This is a genomic window from Prosthecodimorpha hirschii, assembly GCF_001305515.1.
GTDB classification, from domain to species: domain Bacteria; phylum Pseudomonadota; class Alphaproteobacteria; order Rhizobiales; family Ancalomicrobiaceae; genus Prosthecodimorpha; species Prosthecodimorpha hirschii.
Genome location: NZ_LJYW01000001.1, coordinates 182,238 through 198,567, shown reverse-complemented (window position 1 = coordinate 198,567; position 16,330 = coordinate 182,238). Strand labels below are relative to the sequence as shown.

At 70.6% G+C, this 16,330-nt stretch carries 13 protein-coding genes; 9 read left to right on the top strand and 4 right to left on the bottom strand.

What is annotated here, in order from left to right; all coding sequences use genetic code 11:
- Positions 1-222: 222 nt before the first annotated feature.
- The 3 genes from ABB55_RS00770 to ABB55_RS00760 all read right to left on the bottom strand — a co-directional run bounded on the left by ABB55_RS00770 (position 223) and on the right by ABB55_RS00760 (position 4,823).
- Entirely contained in the window at positions 223-1,890 is a 1,668-nt protein-coding gene (locus ABB55_RS00770) for a hydantoinase B/oxoprolinase family protein (RefSeq protein ID WP_054357099.1), read from the bottom strand.
- Positions 1,887-3,944, bottom strand: a complete 2,058-nt coding sequence (locus ABB55_RS00765) for a hydantoinase/oxoprolinase family protein (RefSeq protein ID WP_054357098.1) — start codon at positions 3,942-3,944, stop codon at positions 1,887-1,889. The genes ABB55_RS00770 and ABB55_RS00765 overlap by 4 nt, the downstream gene beginning before the upstream one ends.
- A gap of 174 nt (positions 3,945-4,118) precedes the next feature.
- Positions 4,119-4,823, bottom strand: coding sequence for an FCD domain-containing protein (locus tag ABB55_RS00760; protein ID WP_083463238.1), 705 nt, complete (start codon positions 4,821-4,823; stop codon positions 4,119-4,121).
- A 195-nt stretch (positions 4,824-5,018) separates the two neighbouring features.
- On the opposite strand from ABB55_RS00760, the gene ABB55_RS00755 reads away from it, so the two are divergent.
- From ABB55_RS00755 to ABB55_RS00720, 8 genes are read left to right on the top strand one after another with little or no spacing between them, the layout of a single operon-like run.
- A complete protein-coding gene (locus ABB55_RS00755; RefSeq protein ID WP_244471935.1) occupies positions 5,019-6,521 on the top strand; it encodes an ABC transporter substrate-binding protein in 1,503 nt (500 codons plus the stop codon).
- A complete protein-coding gene (locus ABB55_RS00750; protein ID WP_054357096.1) occupies positions 6,518-7,360 on the top strand; it encodes an ABC transporter permease in 843 nt (280 codons plus the stop codon). The genes ABB55_RS00755 and ABB55_RS00750 overlap by 4 nt, the downstream gene beginning before the upstream one ends.
- The gene (locus ABB55_RS00745) at positions 7,357-8,280 is read left to right on the top strand and encodes an ABC transporter permease (protein ID WP_054357095.1); all 924 of its coding nucleotides are present in this window, start codon (positions 7,357-7,359) and stop codon (positions 8,278-8,280) included. The genes ABB55_RS00750 and ABB55_RS00745 overlap by 4 nt, the downstream gene beginning before the upstream one ends.
- Complete coding sequence (locus ABB55_RS00740; RefSeq protein WP_200911988.1) at positions 8,277-9,659, top strand: M20/M25/M40 family metallo-hydrolase; 1,383 nt, start codon at positions 8,277-8,279, stop codon at positions 9,657-9,659. Before ABB55_RS00745 ends, ABB55_RS00740 begins: the two co-directional genes overlap by 4 nt.
- A complete protein-coding gene (locus ABB55_RS00735) occupies positions 9,656-10,654 on the top strand; it encodes a 1-aminocyclopropane-1-carboxylate deaminase/D-cysteine desulfhydrase (RefSeq protein WP_054357094.1) in 999 nt (332 codons plus the stop codon). Before ABB55_RS00740 ends, ABB55_RS00735 begins: the two co-directional genes overlap by 4 nt.
- Before the next feature lie 8 nt (positions 10,655-10,662).
- Positions 10,663-11,694, top strand: a complete 1,032-nt coding sequence (locus ABB55_RS00730; protein ID WP_152981872.1) for an ornithine cyclodeaminase — start codon at positions 10,663-10,665, stop codon at positions 11,692-11,694.
- On the top strand, positions 11,691-12,536 hold the full coding sequence (locus tag ABB55_RS00725) for a sulfurtransferase (RefSeq protein WP_054357093.1): 846 nt from the start codon (positions 11,691-11,693) through the stop codon (positions 12,534-12,536). Before ABB55_RS00730 ends, ABB55_RS00725 begins: the two co-directional genes overlap by 4 nt.
- Positions 12,533-14,323, top strand: a complete 1,791-nt coding sequence (locus ABB55_RS00720; RefSeq protein ID WP_083463237.1) for an ABC transporter ATP-binding protein — start codon at positions 12,533-12,535, stop codon at positions 14,321-14,323. The genes ABB55_RS00725 and ABB55_RS00720 overlap by 4 nt, the downstream gene beginning before the upstream one ends.
- Before the next feature lie 238 nt (positions 14,324-14,561).
- On the opposite strand, the gene ABB55_RS00715 is transcribed toward ABB55_RS00720, so the two are convergent.
- Positions 14,562-15,326: an AraC family transcriptional regulator gene (locus tag ABB55_RS00715; protein ID WP_054357092.1), complete on the bottom strand. Its 765-nt coding sequence runs from the start codon at positions 15,324-15,326 to the stop codon at positions 14,562-14,564.
- A gap of 89 nt (positions 15,327-15,415) precedes the next feature.
- Here ABB55_RS00715 and ABB55_RS00710 point away from each other — a divergent pair, with 89 nt between their 5' ends.
- Positions 15,416-16,132, top strand: a complete 717-nt coding sequence (locus tag ABB55_RS00710) for a class I SAM-dependent methyltransferase (RefSeq protein WP_054357091.1) — start codon at positions 15,416-15,418, stop codon at positions 16,130-16,132.
- Positions 16,133-16,330 lie beyond the last annotated feature (198 nt).

Sequence of the window (16,330 nt, the reverse complement as noted above, 5' to 3'; positions counted from 1 at the left end):
TCAGGTGAAAATTCGCCGACGGGTTGCGTTCTTTCTCGGGTCGCGGATCGACAGGCCGTCCGGGCCGTCCGGGCCGTCCGGCACCGGCGCCCGGTCGTTGCCGCGGCGTCCCGCTCCGGTTCGGCGATCCCGGTCGTGCCGACGGTCCGGAGACGGCCCCGGCCGTCACCGCCATGGGCGCGGCGGTCGGCGGGGCGGGCCTCCCGGACGGTCGCGCGGCGTTCAGCGATCGCCCGCGACGGTCAGTCCGTCGGCGCGGTCGCGTGCCGTTGCGGCGGGCGTACGCTCGCGCGGGTCGCCGTAACCGCCGCCGCCCGGCGTCACCAGGGTCAGGATGCCGCCGGAGGCCAGCGTGCCGCGGCCGGCGGCCAGCGGCGCGGTGCCGGCCCCGAGATCTAGGGACGAACCGGCGGCCGGGCCGCCGCCGGCGATGCCCCACGGCGCCGAGCGCAGGCGCGAGGTGTCGATCTCGATCCGGCAGTCGGTCTCGGCGCGATAGACGCGGCGCAGCCCCATCCCGCCGCGCTGCCGGCCCGGCCCGGCGGACCCTTCCGCCAGTTCGTAGCGCAGCACCGTCAGCGGATACTCGATCTCCAGGGCCTCCACCGGCAGGTTGGAGGTGTTGGTCATGTGCACCTGGATGCCGTCGAGCCCGTCCTTGGCCGAGCGCGCCCCGCCGCCGCCGCCGATCGTCTCGAGATAGATCCAGGTCTCGCCGGTCAGGGGATCGACGCCGTCGAAACTCGCCACCATCACGGTGCCGCAGGCGGCCGCGGTGACCCGCTCCGGCACCACCTGGGCGAAGGCGCCGAAGACCAGGTCGACCACCCGCTGGCACGGGCCGATGCGGTTGAAGACCGCCGCCGGCGCCCGGCAGTTGAGCACGCTGCCCGATGGGGCGCTGACCGTGATCGGACGGGCGAGCCCGGCATTGGGCAGGATGGACGGATCCACGACCGCCTTGACCGCGTAGTAGACGGTCGAGAGCAGGGCCGTGAAAGTCATGTTGAAGCCGGCGCGCTGCTGCGGCGGGGCGTCGAAGGCGAGATGCACGGTCTCGCCGCGCTTGGTCAGCGTCAGCGAGAAGGTCAACTCGCCGTCGATCTCGGGATTGTCGAAGACATCGGCAAAGGACCACGTGCCGTCCGGGATGGCGGCGAGACCGGCGCGCATCTTGCGCTCGGCATAGGCCATCAGGGCCGCGCCGGCGGCCAGCAGACGGGCGGTGCCGTAGCGGGCGGCGAGTTCCTGCAGCCGCGCGACCCCGAGCCGGTTGGCGGCCATCTGGGCGCGGAGGTCGGAAAGGCGTTCGCGCGGGACCTGGCAATTGAGCAGGATCAGCGCCTCGACATCGGCGACGATCTCGCCCGCGCGCTTCAGCCGGATCGGCGGAATGCGCAGGCCTTCCTGGAAGATATGCGCGTGGCCGCGGTCGGCGAAGTCGGAGTGATGGGCGGTGTTGACCGCCCAGGCGATGATCGCGCCGTCGACGAAGATCGGCTCGGCGAGCACGAAGTCGGGCAGGTGGGTGCCGCCACCCTCATAGGCATCGTTGCCGATGAAGACATCGCCGGGGCGCATCGTCTCGATCGGGTGGCGCGCCAGGATCGCCGGGACGATGCCGATGAACGAGCCGAGATGCATCGGGATGTGCTCGGCCTGGCACAGCGTCTCGCCGGCGTGGGTGAAGAGCGCGGTCGAGCAGTCGCGCCGCTCCTTGATGTTGGTCGAATAGGACGAGCGCACCAGCGTCTCGCCCATCTCCTCGACGATCGAGACGAGCGCCGATCCGATCACCTCGACGGTGATCGGGTCCACGGCGATCGGGTCGATCGCGGTGATCGGGTCGATCGCGGCGACCGGATCGACGGAAGGGAACGTATCGCTCATGACCGGCCGTCCTCCAGGATCAGGGTCTCGTAGGCATCGACGCGCGCGATCATGCCCGGCAGCACCACCGTGGTGGTGTCCATCTGCTCGACGATCGCCGGCCCCTCGATCCGGTTGCCGGGCGCCAGCCGTTCGCGGGCATAGACCGGCGTGGCGACGAAGCCGCCCGCCTCGGGCATCCAGACGTCGCGCCGGCCGGTAAGGGCCGCCGAAGCGTCCGGGCCGGCGTCGGGCCGCGGCTCGAACCGCGCCTTGGGGACCAGGCCGGCCGCCTCGATCCGTGCAGTGACGATCTGGATCGTCTCGCCCTCGGCCAGGAAGCCGTAGCGCTCGCGATGCAGCGCCTCGAAGCCGCGCGCGAGTGCGACGAGCGTCGCCGGGCCGAGCGGGCCGTCGGGCAGGGCCACGGGCAGCTCGTAGTTCTGCCCGCGATAGCGCATGTCGACGGTGCGGGTCAGACGCCGCGCCGCGACCGACAGACCTTCGGCGGCCAGCCAGGCATCGGCGTCGCGGGCGAGACCGGCGAACAGCGCTTCGAGCGGATCAAGCGAGGCCTCCTCCAGGGTCAGCAGGCGGGTGGCGGCGAAGTCGGCACGCAGATCGGTCAGCAGCAGCCCCATGGCGCAGAGGATGCCGGGAAAGCGCGGCACGATCACCCGCGTCATGCCGAGTTCGCGGGCGAGACGGGCGGCATGCAGCGGCCCGGCTCCGCCGAAGGCGGCGAGCGCGTAGTCGCGCGGATCGTGGCCCCGCTGCACGGACACCACCCGGATGGCGCGCGCCATGTTGGCGGTGACCACCGAGATGATCCCCTGCGCCGTCTCCATCGTGCCGAGCCCGAGGCGCCGGGCGAGACCCTCGATCGCGGCGAGCGACAGGTCGCGGCGGATCGCCATGCGCCCGGCCAGGAGATGGGTCGGGTTCAGGGTCTGCAGCACCACATTGGCGTCGGTGACGGCCGGTTCGGTGCTGCCCTGGTCGTAGCAGACCGGACCCGGAAAGGCGCCGCAGCTCTGCGGCCCGACCTTCAGCAGGCCGCCCGAGTCGATATGGGCGATGGAGCCGCCGCCCGCGCCGACCGTGTGGATGTCGAGCATCGGCGCCTTGATCGGATAGCCGTGCACGACGGCCTCGCTGGCGAGCTGGCAGCGCCCGTCGCGGAGCAGGGCCACGTCGCTCGACGTGCCGCCCATGTCGAAGGTGATGATCCGGTCGAAGCCGGTGGTGGCACCGATCGCCTGCATGGCGACGACGCCGGTCGACGGTCCCGACAGCACGGTACGGACGGGCAGGCGGGCGGCCTGGTCGAAGCCGGTGACGCCGCCGTTCGACTGGGTCAGGAGCGGGCGGACGGCAAGGCCGAGTTCGGCGAGCCGGGCGTCGAGGCGGCGGATATAGCCCTCCATCACCGGACCGAGATAGGCGTTGACCACCGTGGTCGAGAGCCGTTCGTATTCGCGGAACTCCGGTGCCACCTCATGGCCGGCGGACACGAAGACGCCGGGACATTCCGCCTCGATGATCGCCTTGGCGCGGGCTTCGTGTTCGGGGCGCACGAAACCGTAGAGGAAGCTGACCGCAACGGCCGCGACGCCGGCCGCGGCCAGCGCCCGCGCCGCGTCACGCACCGCCGCCTCGTCGAGGGCCGTCTCGACCGTCCCGTCGTGGCGGATGCGCTCGGGAACCTCCAGGCGCAGGGCGCGCCCGACCAGCACCTCGGGCTTGTCGGCCTGCAGATCGTAGAGATCGGGCCGCTTCTGCCGGCCGATCTCGAGCAGGTCGCGGAAGCCGTCATTGGTGACGAGCCCGGTCTTCGCGCCGCGCCGCTGGATCAGTGCGTTGGTGCCGACTGTCGTGCCATGGCCGAGAAAGCCGAGGGCGGCGGCCGGAATGCCGAGCCGGTCGAGCCCGTCCTCGATCCCGCGGACGATGCCGCGGGAGGGGTCGTCGGGCGTGGAGGAGACCTTCCATACCCGGATGTCGCCGGTCGCCTCGTCGAACATGCAGACGTCGGTGAAGGTTCCACCGGAATCGATGCCCATGCGCCAGGTCATGCCTCGTCGCGTCCTGTTCTGCTTGTGGCCCGGCAGGTCCCTTCGCGGACAGGCCGCCTCGGGGCCGGGCACATGGGGTCCCGCGCGGGGTCCTGTCGGCCGACAGACACCCCGTGTGTTCGGTCTTTGGAGTCGAATTCCCGGCTGGTGTCCGTCGGAACGGACGCCGCGCTGTCAGAAGAAGTGCACCGCCCGCGGCCCGCGCTGCGGCACCTTTGAGGACGCCGCCTCGAGATTGGCGAGCAGGATGCGGGTCCCGACGTCGACCGCCCGCTCGATCGCGCCACGCACCGCGACCGCGTCGCGGCCGGCGAGGGCGTCGAGCAGGTCGTCGTAGTTGTGGCGGCCGAGATCGATCTCGTCGGGCCGGGGGTAGAGGTGATTGAGGCTCGGCCCGATGCGCAGCCAGAGGCGCTCGATGATGTCGATCAGGTTCGGCATGTCGGCCGTCTCGTAGAGCGTGAAGCGGAACGACTGGTTCAGCCGCAGGGCCTCGGTCACATCATGGCCGCGGCGGGCGGCCCGATGGGCCTCATTGATCTCGGCGAGGCGGGCCAGCCGCTCCGGCGTCATGACGGCCGTGGCGCGTTCGGCGGCGAGCCCTTCGACGGTGCGGCGGATGTCGGCCATCTCGGCATATTCGCGCGCCGTCAGCACCGGCACCGTGAAGGCCTGGGCCGGCGCCATCTCCAGCGCGCCGCCGGCGACGAGCTTCAACAAGGCTTCGCGCACCGGCGTCGGGCTGGTGCCGAGGCGGGCGGCGAGGTCGCGGGTCACGAGGCGCTCGCCGGGCATCAGACGCCCTTCCATCAGGCGCTGCTTCAGCGTCGCCTCGACGAAGCCGCTCAATCCGCCTTTCGGCGCGGCCGGTAGATCCACGCGAACCTCCTTTTCCCGGCCGGATGTCACGAACCCGGCGCCGGGACGAAAAATCATTCTGTTGGTGCCGAACATACGAGCATGGCGCCCCATTGAGCAAGCCCGATACACGATATATCATGCAACGCAGTCAACCGACGTCAGGGTCCACGGATCGGTCCGCGGGGCAGAGCGACGGTCGCGACGGAGGGCAAGATGATGCGTTTCTCCCGTAGTCTCCTGGCCGCCACGGCACTCGCCGCGGCCTTGGTGTCGATCGCGCCGGCAACCGGCGCGGAACTCGTGATCGGGCGGCCGGCCTCGCCGGCAACCTTCGATCCGGGCTTCCTCAAGGAGGCTGCGACGCTGGTCGACAACGTCTTCGACACGCTCGTCCTGCGCGATGCCGAGATGAAGCTGGTGCCGGGCCTGGCGCTCTCCTGGAAGGCGCTCGACGATACGACCTGGGAGATCAAGCTCCGCCCCGGAATCAAGTTCCACAATGGCGAGGCTTTCGACGCCGAGGCGGTCAAGTTCACCTTCGAGCGCGTGCTCGATCCGGCCGCCAAGTCGCCGACCATTTCCTATATCCGCACCGTCGCGGGCGTCGATGTCGTCGATCCGCTCACCGTGCGCATCCGCACCAATGGACCGGATCCGCTCCTGCCGACCCGTCTCAGCCGCTATCCGGCCTATATCGTGCCGCCGGCCTATGTGAAGCAGGTCGGTGCCGCCGAATTCGCCCGCCGGCCGGTCGGGACCGGCCCCTACAAGGTGACCGAATTCGTCCCCGACGACCACGTCACCATGGTCGCCAACGAGGCCTACTGGCGCGGCAAGGCGACCATCGACAAGGTCGTCTGGCGGCCGATCCCGGAAGCCACCGCCCGGATCGCGGCGCTGCTGTCCGGCGAGGTGCAATTCATCGAAAGCGTGCCGGCGGAACTCGTCGACACCCTCAAGACCTCCGGCGCGGCCGACGTGGTCGACGTGAAGAATGGCGGCCTGACCATCTATCTCGGCCTCAAGTCGGCCGAGAAGCCGCTCGACGACGCCCGCGTCCGGCGCGCCCTGTCGCTCGCCATCGATCGCAAGGGCCTTACGACGGACATCCTGAAGGGCAAGGCGACGCCGACCGGGACCCAAGTCAGCCCGTTCGATGCCGGCTACAAGGACATCCCGACGCCGGCCTACGATCCCGCGGCGGCCAAGAAGCTCCTCGCCGAGGCCGGCTATCCGAACGGCTTCACCATCCGCTTCCAGGCCCCGCGCCGCTACATCTCCTCCGCCGAAGTGGCCCAGGCCGTGGTCCAGCAATGGGCGGCGATCGGCGTCAAGGCGGAACTGGAAGTGCCGGAATGGTCGGTCTATGCCCAGCAGGTGCCGGCCGGCAAGCAGGCGCCGATCTACATGCTCGCCTGGGGATCGACCCAGACGCTCGACGCCGACGCGGCGCTCTATGCCATCCTGAAATCGGGCGAGCCCTATTCGACCGTCGCCGACAAGGCGCTCGACGCGCTGCTCGACGAGAGCCGCAAGACCATCGCGCCGGACGCCCGGGCCGCCATCTTCGCCAAGATTCAGGACCACGCCGCCGAGACGGTGCCGCTGATCACGCTCTACCGGGAGGATTCGCTCTACGGCAAGGCGAAGTCCGTGACCTTCGGCGGTCGGCCGGATGCCCGCATCCCGGTCTATGACATCCGCGTGGTGAAATGAACCGCCTCGCCATCCTGCGTGGCATGCCCGTCGACCTGTGGGTCGGCGGGGGGCTGGTCGTCGCGGTGATCCTCGCCGCGGCGGTCGGCCCCTGGCTGTGGCCGGTCGATCCGCTGCACGGCGCGCTCGCCGCCTCGATGAAGGCGCCGGGTTCGGTGATCGCCGGGCAATGGTACCCGCTCGGCACCGACCAGCTCGGACGCGACCTGCTCGCCCGGCTGCTGTCGGGCTTGCGCCTGTCGCTCGTGATCGTGCTGATCGCCGGCTTCGTCTCGGTGACGCTCGGCACGCTGCTCGGCCTGATCGCGGGCTATTTCCGCGGCTTCGTCGACACCGTGATCATGCGCGCGGTCGACATCCAGCTCTCGATCCCGTTCATCCTCCTGATCCTGCTGGTCGTCGCGGTGATCGGACCGAGCGTGTTCAACCAGATCGCCGTGCTCGGCGTGACCGGCTGGGCGATCTTCGCCCGCGTCGCCCGGGCCCGCACGCTGGAAGTGCGCGAACTCGAATATGTCGCCGCCGCGCGCACGCTCGGCCTGCCGACGCGCAGCATCCTGCTGCGCCATGTGCTGCCCAATATCCTGACGCCGCAGATCGTCCTTCTGACGCTCGACCTGCCGCGCCTGGTCGTGCTCGAAGCCTCGATCGGCTTCCTCGGCCTCGGCGTCCAGCCGCCGACCCCGAGCCTCGGCAACCTGATCGGGGAGGGGCGCTCGCTGATGTTGGTCGCCGACTGGCTGGTGCTCTGGCCGGGCGTCGCCATCGCGATCCTGGTGGTCGGCTTCAATTTCCTCGGCGACGGGCTGATCCGGCGGACGGAGGTGCGTGTCGCATGAGACTGGCCGCGTTCCTCGCCCATCGCCTCGCGCTCGCCCTCGTCGTTCTCGTCGGCGTGTCGCTGGTGGTCTTTCTCTGCCTGTTCCTGACCGGCGATCCGGCCGCGCTGATGCTGCCGCCGGACGCGACCCGCGACGAGATTCAGCGCTTCCGGGCCGCCATGGGCTTCGACGATCCCTGGGTGGTGCAGTATCTGCGCTGGATCGGCCGGATCGTCCTCGATGGCGATTTCGGCACCTCGCTGCGCTTCGGACGGCCGGTCGGCGAACTCATCCGCGAACGGCTGCCGGCGACCGCGCTGCTCGCCGTCGTTGCACTCGCCTGGAGTACCGCGGTCGGCTTCGTCCTCGGGACGATCGCGGCGGTCCGGCGCGGCGGCTTCGTGGATTTCCTGGTCCGGGCGATCGCCTTGTCGGGACAGGCCATCCCGGTCTTCTGGCTCGGCCTGCTGCTGATCCTGTTCGTGTCGCTCCGGCTGCGCTGGCTGCCGACCGGCGGCTACGGCGAGGCGCGGCACCTCGTGCTGCCGGCGATCGCGCTCGGCGCCTATTACATGAGCGCCGTCACACGGCTGGTCCGGGCCAGCCTGATCGAGGCGCTCGACCAGGACTATGTCCGCACCGCGCGCGCCAAGGGGTTGTCGGAGTGGCGGGTCGTGGTGCGTCACGCGCTGCGCAACGCGCTGATCCCGGTGGTCACCGTCCAGGCCATGTATTTCGCCTCCCTGCTCGGCGGCGCGCTGGTCACCGAGATCGTCTTCGCCTGGCCCGGCATCGGCCGGCTCGCCGTGCAGGCGATCCAGAACCGCGACTTCCCGCTTGCCCAGTCGATCGTCCTGCTGGCGGCGGCGGTCTTCGTGGTCACCAACCTGCTCGTCGACATTCTCTACGTGGTGCTCAATCCGAGGATTCGGCTGTGAGCGTGTCGTTCGATCTGCCGCGCCTGCGTTGGGAGACGCTCGATCTCCTCGCCTGCTGGACGCCGGTCGAGAGCGTCGCCGGCCATACGGCGGGCCTGCGGCGGATGGCGGACCTGCTGGTCGAGCACCTGGCCCATCGGCTCGGCGCGACGATCGTCGCCGACGGCCTCGCCCTCGATCCGCCGGTGGTCCACGCCCGCATCGATCGCGGCAAGGGCCGGCGCATCCTGCTCTACAACATGTATGACGTGATGCCGGCGACGGCGGAGGGATGGTCGGTCGCGCCCTTTGCGGGCGGCATTGTCGATCGGCCCGGCCTCGGTCCCTGCTTCGTCGGGCGCGGTGCGGAGAACAACAAGGGTCCGCTGGCCGGAATGCTGGTCGCGCTGGAGGCGCTGATCGCCGCCGACGCCCTCGATGTCGACGTCGAGATTCTGATCGAAGGCGAGGAGGAGAGCGGGAGCCACGCGCTCCGGCACTATCTCGGCCGGCCCGGGACCCCGGTCCGGCCGGCGGTCGCCGCGCTCTTCCCCTCCTTCTGCGAGTATGGCGGGGGCCGGCCGCGCGTCTATTGCGGCTTCAAGGGCATCGTCCATGGCACGATCCGGTCGGTCGGCGGCGCCTGGGGCGGCCCGGCGGCGGCAATTCACGGCTCCAACGCGCCCTGGATCGCCAATCCGGCCTGGCGCCTGGTCGAAGCCCTGGCGGTGCTCGCCGAGCCGCCGACCGGCTTCCTGTTCCGCACGCCGCTGCCGCCGGTCTGGCGTCCGATGCTGGAAGCGCTCGCCGCCGGCTTCGATCCCGATGCGGAACTGGCCTTCCGCAGGACCGAACGCTTCGCCGTTCCGGGCGACGCGGCCGAACGGCTCGAACATGTGCTGACGAGTGCCGTCCTCAGTCTGTCCCGACTGGCGACCGATCCGGCCGATGCGCGGGGCGTGATCCCCCACGCCGCCGAAGCGCGCTTCGAACTCCGGCTGCCGCCGGGCGCGACACCGGAGACGGTCCTCGCCGATCTCCGCGCCCGACTGGCCGACGCGGGCTGCGCGGATGTCGAGCTGCGCGCCGCGGACGGCTTTCCGGGCATCGCCTTCGCGCCCGATGCGCCCGGCCTCGCCGCGCTCGTCGACGCCTATCGTGACCAGGGCGCCGATCCGCAGATCTGGCCCTGGGCGATCGGCGCGGCACCGGCCTATGCCTTCGCGGCCGTCGCCCCCGCCTTCCTGATCGGCGGTCTCGGCCACGGCGGCAACGCCCACGGCATCGATGAATTCGTCACCCTCGAAGGCATCGACCGCTTTCTCTCCTCCCTCCTTGCGTGGCTCCCCGCCATTGCCCCGAAGGGTCGCTCCCGCGACGACGAAAGGCCTGCCCCATGAAGACCCCGGCCGATTTTCCGCGTCTCTCGCTCGGCTTCCTGCCGACGCCGATCGAACCGCTGAAGCGCCTGTCCGCCGAACTCGGCATCGATCTCGCCCTCAAGCGCGACGACTTCACCGGCTTCGGCGGCGGCGGCAACAAGGTCCGCAAGCTGGAATTCCTGATGGCCGAAGCGGTCGCGGCGGGGGCGAATGTCCTGATCACCACCGGCGGCCACCAGTCGAACCATGCCCGCATGGTGGCGGCGGCCGCGCGCCGCTTCGGCATGGAGGCCGTGCTGGTGTTGCGCGGCAATCCGCCGACCGCCTATCAGGGCAACCTGCTGCTCGATCGCCTGTTCGGCGCGACGCTCGAATTCCTCGAGCCGACCGAATATTTCACCCTGGTCGAGCCGCGCATGGCGGCCCATGCCGAGGCGGCGCGCGCCGCCGGCAAGGTGCCCTTCATCATCCCGCTCGGCGGCGCCACGCCGACCGGGGCGCTCGGCTATGTCCGCGCGGTGGAGGAGATGGACGCGCAGTTGAAGGCCGACGGCCTGCCGCCGCCGGATGCGATCGTCGCGCCGACCGGTTCCGGCGGCACGCTCGCCGGGCTGGCGCTCGGCGCCGCGCGCCATTGGCCGAAGACCCGCATCATCGGCATCAGCGTCAGCCGCGATCGTGCCTGGTTCCAGGCGCGCATCGCCGCAATGGCCAACGACACCGCGGCGCTTCTCGAATGGCCGGAGCGGATCGAGCCGGAGGCGCTCGAGATCGAGGACGGCTATGTCGGGTCCGCCTATGGCGTGCCGAGCCCCGGCGGCAATGCCGCGGTCGCCCGTCTGGCGGCGACCGAGGGCGTGCTGCTCGATCCGGTCTATACCGGCAAGGCGATGGACGGTCTCTTCGGCCAGGTCGCTTCCGGCTCGCTGCCGCAGGGTGCTCGGGTGATCTTCGTCCATTGCGGCGGCAGTCCGGCGCTCTATCCCTTCGCCGACAGCCTGCTGGCCTCGTGAGGCACACCATGGAGCCCGTGACCATCCGCTGGCTCGGACGCGCCGACGTGCTGGCGGCGGGCGGCGGCGACTTCGCCGCGGCGCTCGACGACGTGCGCGCCGGCTTCGCGTTGATCGCCGGCGGCCGCGCCACCATGCCGGCCGAAATCAGCGTCGGTCTCGGGCCCCGGGAGCCTGCGATGCCGGGCGCGCGCGCCTATGCGCTGCCGGCCCGCCTTGATGGCGAACGGCCGGTCGCCGGGCTCAAATGGACCGCCCACCGCCCGCCGCTCGACGACGGCGCCCCGTCGATCCTGTCGACCACGACGGTCAACGACGCGCTCACCGGTCGGCCGATCGGCATCGTCGAAAGCGCCGGTCTGACCGTGATGCGCACCGCCGCCGTCACGGCCCTGGCGCTCGAAACCGTCGCGCCGCAGCCGCTGCGCCGCATCGCCGTGCTCGGCGCCGGCCAGCAGGCCACCGGCCACCTCGCCATGCTGGCCGCGCTCGCCCCGCATCTTGCGCCGGACCTCGCCGAGATACGGCTCTGGAACCGCACCGCGGCACGCGGCGAGGCCCTGGTCGCGCGCTTCGCCGCCCGGCTGCCGATCCGATTCGTCGGCGACATCGACCAGGCGCTCGACGGTGCCGACGCGGTGCTCGCCTGCACGGCGGCGCTGGAGCCGGTCCTGCCGGTCGAGGCCGTCCGCCCCGGCCGCCTGGTCGCCCAGATCGGCCATCACGAGGCCCCGTTCGCGGCGATCGACCGGGCGACGCAGGTCTTCGTCGATCTCTGGGGCCCCTTCGCCGAAGCGAGCGGCAAGAGCCTGTTCCGCATGTATCGTGCCGGCCGCTTCGCGCCCGAGCGGGTGACCGCCGATCTGGCCGCGATGCTCGCCGGCGCGCCGCGCCCGGGCCCCGACGAGGCGGTCTACGTCTCGTCCTTCGGCCTCAACGTCTTCGACGTGGCGCTCGCCGCCCGCATCCTCGCGCGTGCCGAGGCGCTCGGCATCGGCACGCCGCTGACGCTCCTCGATCGCCCCTGGGAGGCCCCATGACCGGTTCGATCACCATTTCCGCCGAAGACCTGCGCGCCCGGCTGGGCGAGCCGGGCCTCATCCTGGTCGACACCCGCGACGCTGCGGATTGGCAGGCCGCCACCATCCCGGGGGCCGTGCGGCTCGACGTCTACGGCTATTTCGTGCCGGCGAGCGATGCGGCCGGTCACGCCGATCTCGAACGGGCGACCTGGGCCGGCCTGTCGGCGATCGGCGCGACCGAAGCCACGACCGTCGTCTTCTTCGAGGCGAAGACCGGCATGGTCTCGCCGCGTGGCCTGTGGTTCCACCGCTTCGCCGGGCTCGACGGCGGGCTGATACTCGACGGCGGCTTCGACGCCTGGGTCGCGGCCGGCGGCCCGGTGGCGCCGGGCACGGGCGCGGAAGGCGCCATCGCGCGCGGCGCGGGCGAACCGGCCCCGCCGGCGCCGCGTCGCGACCTGCTCGCCGGCATCGACGAGGTCGTCAATCTCCCGGCCGGCGGCGTCGTGCTCGACGTGCGCCGACCGACCGAACACACCGGCAGCTTCGTCCATCCCTGCTGCGCCCGCGCCGGCCGCATTCCCGGCTCGGTGCTGCTCTTCTACGAAGACCTCCTGGTCGACGGGCACTACCGCCCGGCCGAGGAGATCGCGGCGCGCGCCCGCGCGGTCGGGCTCACCCCCGAAACGCCGGTCGTCGTCTACTGCCATCGCGGCGCCCGCGCGGCGACCGCCCTGTTCGGCCTGCGCCTCGCCGGCTTCGCCGAAGAGGGCCGCGTCTTCGTCGGCTCCTGGCACGAATGGGCCGAGCGCTGCGATCTGCCCGCCGATAGCGGCTCCGGCCAGGACACCGCCGGATGAGTGACGCGGCGCCACTCCTTTCCGTCCGCAATCTCACGATCGGCTTCCCCGGCCGCGCGGAGCCGACCGTTGCCGACATCTCCTTCGACGTCGCGGCCGGCCGCGTCATGGCGCTGGTCGGCGAAAGCGGCTCCGGCAAGTCGCTGACCGCCGCCGCACTGGTCGGCCTCCTGCCGGGCGGCGCCTGCTGCCGGTCCGGACAGATGCGGTTCGACGGCCGCGATTATGACCTTGCCGACCCGCGCGCGGTCGCCGCCTTGCGGGGCGGGGAGATCGGCATGATCTTCCAGGAGCCGATGACGGCGCTGAACCCGGTCCTGACCATCGGCGAGCAGATCGCCGAGGGCGTCGTGCGCCATCGCGGCCTCGGCTGGCGAGCGGCGGCCGAGGAGGCGATCGGCCTGCTCGACCGCGTCGGCATCCCAGAGCCGCGGCGCCGGGCGCGTCAGTATCTGCACCAGCTCTCCGGCGGCATGCGCCAGCGCGTGATGATCGCCTCCGCGATCGCCTGCCGGCCGAAGCTGATCGTCGCCGACGAGGCGACCACCGCGCTCGATGTCACCATCCAGGCCCAGATCCTCGACCTTCTCGCCGATCTTCAGGCGAAGGAGGGCCTCGGCGTCCTGTTCATCACCCACGATCTCGGCATCGTCGCCGAGATCGCCGACCATGTCGCGGTGATGCGCTCCGGCCGCATCGTCGAGACCGGCGCCACCGCCGCGGTGATCGGCCGGCCGCAGAGCGCCTATACGCGCGCGCTGATCGACGCGCTGCCGGGCGGTGCCGGCTTCGGCGCGGTGCGCGGCGGCGATGCCGCCATGTCGGACCCGCTGCTCGAAGTGCGCGGCCTCATCAAGACCTTCCCGCTCGGCGGCGGATCGCTGCTCGGCGGCCGGCGCACCGTGACCGCGGTGGCCGGCGTCGACATCGAGGTCCGGCGCGGCGAGGTGATGGCGCTGGTCGGCGAGAGCGGGTCGGGCAAGACGACCATCGGCCGCTGCATCGTCGGACTGGAGACGCCGAGCGCCGGCACGATCCGCATTGCCGGCGGCGAGGGTCTCGCCACGTCCGAGGCGCGCCGCCGCATCCAGATCGTCTTCCAGGATCCCTATTCCAGTCTCAACCCGAAGCTGGACGTGTCCATGCTGGTCGGCGAGGCGATCGCCCATCATGGCCTCGCCCGCGGTCCCGATGTTCAGCGCCGGGTCGGCGACCTCCTCGAACTGGTCGGTCTCGATCGGGCGATGACCGACCGCCGCCCCGCGGCCTTCTCGGGCGGGCAGCGCCAGCGCATCGCCATCGCCCGCGCCCTGGCGGTGGAGCCGGACCTGCTCGTCGCCGACGAGGCGGTCTCGGCGCTCGACGTCTCCGTCCGCGCCCAGATCGTCCGCCTGCTCGCCGATCTGCGCGACCGGCTCGGCCTCGCGATCCTGTTCATCACCCACGATCTCGCGCTGGTGCGCCACTTCGCCGATCGCGTCGCGGTGCTCTATCTCGGCGAGGTGATGGAGGAGGGGCCAGTCGAGGCGGTCTTCGCCGCGCCGCGCCATCCCTATACCCGCGCCCTGCTCGACGCCGAGCCCGACATCGCCCATGCCGCCGAGGCCGCCCGCGGCCGCCGCGCCTCGCCCCTGTCGGGCGACCTCCCAAGCCCCGTCGACCGCCCGCGCGGCTGCGCCTTCTCGACCCGCTGCCCAGCTGCCTCGCCCCTCTGCACGACCACCCCGCCGCCGATGACCCCCACCGCCGCCGGCCACCGCTACGCCTGCCATCACCCGCTGGGGTGATGGGGGCGGGCGATCGCGGGGGCACCATTCGCGACGACAACGGCGATCGCGGCCGGCGACAGGACCCCCTGTCGACCAGTGCGGGATCCGTTGCAGAAGAAGCCGGGGAGGTCCCGTCGACATGTGCGGCGGGTCCCCCCCGATGACGATGAGCACGATGTCTAAGGTGTAGCCCTCCGAAGCGCCTTAAAACCGGTTGCTTGCGACATCGCGCCGGATGGATGCAATCACCGGCGCCTCAACGAGGCCCCTTACTCCGGATCGGCGGGCAACCGAATTTTCTTGAATACGCACGAGAAAAGGCTGCGGCGCTGCCGAAGCCGACCATGGCGGCAACCGATTTGACGCTCCGGCCCGCATGCAGTTCGGCACGGCCCAGCGCCAGGCGCCATCCGGTCAGATAGGCGCCGGGCGGTTGCCCGATGGTCTGCTTGAAGGCTGCGATAAACGGCCCGCGCGACATTCCGGCGATGGCAGCCAGATCCACGATCTGCCAGTTCCGCATGGGATCGTCATGCATGGCGACAAGGCTCGCATGGAGTTTGGGATGGGCAAGCCCCGCCAGCAACCCGGCATTGACGGTGCCGATCGCGATGGCCTTGCGGATCGCCAGCACGACGACGATTTCGCATAGTCGCGCCTGAAGGGTGCCTCCACCGCAACGCGCAACCTGGACCTCTGCCACAATCAGTTCGGACAGCCCGAGCCATTGCGGCTCCTCCGTCAACGAGAAGCACAGTTCCTCGGGCAGCGCGCCGACCAACGGATTGGCGCTGCCGCCAAAATCCACCTTGGCGGCAGCGCATAGAGCCATCCCGTCCGGCAGTGCCGCGGCGGCTCGAGCCCGGTAAAGGAGATGGGTCGGTCTCCCGGACCGGCCGGAGTCAACGATCAGCAGATTGGCCATCTCGGCGGCGTCGCACTGCGTCGCGCTGAGCGTGAAGGCCTTCAGAAAAGCCGTCAGCCGATCATGCTTTCGCTGAATGCTCGAACTTTCGATCATGTATGTCTTCTATCTCCTGATCGTGAATTCTCTATTCTGTCGCGGGCGGGCGCACCAGCTCGCTGCCGAAACAACGGACAAGAGAGCGCATGGCCCAGGATTCCGCCGCCAAATTCGACGCCTCCCGCGCCGGGGAATATGCACGCCAAAGCCGGATCGCATTGGCCGGATATGACGCCTGCCATGAGCTTTCTGCTTGTCTGTTGTCGGCGACCTTGGGTGCGGGAAAACCGGCGCGGGTGCTGGTGGTCGGAGCCGGAGGGACAGCGGGCGAAATCATCGCCGCCGCGCGGCTGGAACCGGAATGGTCCTTCGTCGCCGTCGACCCGTCGCCCCCGATGCTGGATCTTGCACGCATGCATTTGATCGAGGCCGGCCTGTCCGATCGGGTGGAAACCGTTCTGGGCGCTGTTTGCGATCTGGAGCCATCCCCGTCTTTCGACGCTGCGATCATGATCGGTGTGCTGCACCATCTGCAGGGTGATGCGGCGAAGCGGGATATTCTGGAACAGATCGCCATGCGGCTGCAGCCGGCCGCCCCCTTGGTCGTCGCCGGAAACTACCGGGCCTACGCGTCGCAACCGTTGTTCATGGCGGCCTGGGCGGCCCGCTGGCGGATGAACGGCTCGGGTCCGGACGAGGTCCGGGCCAAGATGAGCCGGATTCTGCAAGGCGCAGAGCCGCCCCCGTCAGAAGAGGCGGTGATCTCCCTGCTGGCCGAAGCCGGCTTCGAGGACCCTGTTCGGTTCTTCGCCAGCCTGTTCTGGGGCGCCTGGCTGGCTCGACGCATTGCGGCGACCCCGTGAGTGAGCCGTTGACCGATCGTAGGCATCCGGTGAAGACCGCGGCGGCTCCGTCCGACCAGTTGGCCATCAGGAGCCTGCTGCCCGCCGGTAATTGTACCTAAGTACGGTTGGCAGCATCTTGGCGACGGAACCGGGCCTGGAGGCAGCGTGCGCGCACCCGATTTTCATCATGACGGATGGTCGCTTGACGAAACGGAA

Bases quoted from the DNA above. Each gene is read 5' to 3' on its own strand.
- ABB55_RS00725 (WP_054357093.1), top strand. From the start codon at position 11,691: ATGACCGGTTCGATCACCATTTCCGCCGAAGACCTGCGCGCCCGGCTG.
- ABB55_RS00750 (WP_054357096.1), top strand. From the start codon at position 6,518: ATGAACCGCCTCGCCATCCTGCGTGGCATGCCCGTCGACCTGTGGGTC.
- ABB55_RS00735 (WP_054357094.1), top strand. From the start codon at position 9,656: ATGAAGACCCCGGCCGATTTTCCGCGTCTCTCGCTCGGCTTCCTGCCG.
- ABB55_RS00770 (WP_054357099.1), bottom strand. From the start codon at position 1,890: ATGAGCGATACGTTCCCTTCCGTCGATCCGGTCGCCGCGATCGACCCG.
- ABB55_RS00720 (WP_083463237.1), top strand. From the start codon at position 12,533: ATGAGTGACGCGGCGCCACTCCTTTCCGTCCGCAATCTCACGATCGGC.
- ABB55_RS00755 (WP_244471935.1), top strand. From the start codon at position 5,019: ATGATGCGTTTCTCCCGTAGTCTCCTGGCCGCCACGGCACTCGCCGCG.
- ABB55_RS00710 (WP_054357091.1), top strand. From the start codon at position 15,416: ATGGCCCAGGATTCCGCCGCCAAATTCGACGCCTCCCGCGCCGGGGAA.
- ABB55_RS00765 (WP_054357098.1), bottom strand. From the start codon at position 3,944: ATGACCTGGCGCATGGGCATCGATTCCGGTGGAACCTTCACCGACGTC.
- ABB55_RS00715 (WP_054357092.1), bottom strand. From the start codon at position 15,326: ATGATCGAAAGTTCGAGCATTCAGCGAAAGCATGATCGGCTGACGGCT.
- ABB55_RS00745 (WP_054357095.1), top strand. From the start codon at position 7,357: ATGAGACTGGCCGCGTTCCTCGCCCATCGCCTCGCGCTCGCCCTCGTC.
- ABB55_RS00730 (WP_152981872.1), top strand. From the start codon at position 10,663: ATGGAGCCCGTGACCATCCGCTGGCTCGGACGCGCCGACGTGCTGGCG.